The 432-nt window shown below is 39.8% G+C and carries 1 rRNA gene; it reads right to left on the bottom strand.

From position 1 onward, the window contains the following. Positions 1-130: ribosomal RNA gene (locus tag JIG37_RS04030) — 16S ribosomal RNA — on the bottom strand; the annotation flags it as partial. Positions 131-432: the final 302 nt, after the last annotated feature.

Raw genomic sequence — 432 nt, 5'->3', positions numbered from 1 at the left:
TTCCCAAGCATTACTCACCCGTCCGCCGCTCGTCAGCAGAGTAGCAAGCTACTCTCTGTTACCGCTCGACTTGCATGTGTTAGGCCTGCCGCCAGCGTTCAATCTGAGCCATGATCAAACTCTTCAATTAAAAGTTTTTTGAAACCGAAGTTTCGTGCTCAATGAATTCTGTATAAATTGACTATATAGTCACTCATAAGAAATTGAGACTCTAAATTTATTTGCTCCACTTAGTAAACTAAGCTTCGCTGTTAGAACTCAATCTGTACGAGTGCCCACACAGATGATTGCTTTATATTGTTAAAGAACGTTGCGACGTTGTCGCTAGGGATGCGTATAATACATCCTTAATTTTTCGAGTCAACACTTAATTTCAAACTTTCTTTCGATTATTTGAAACCGAAGTTTCACTTAACTCTCTGCTACGTTGTT

It is taken from the genome of Pseudoalteromonas sp. bablab_jr010, assembly GCF_016464105.1.
Classification (GTDB): Bacteria; Pseudomonadota; Gammaproteobacteria; order Enterobacterales; family Alteromonadaceae; genus Pseudoalteromonas; species Pseudoalteromonas simplex.
Note: the sequence above shows the minus strand (reverse complement) of the source record. Positions and strands in the feature narration are given on the sequence as shown.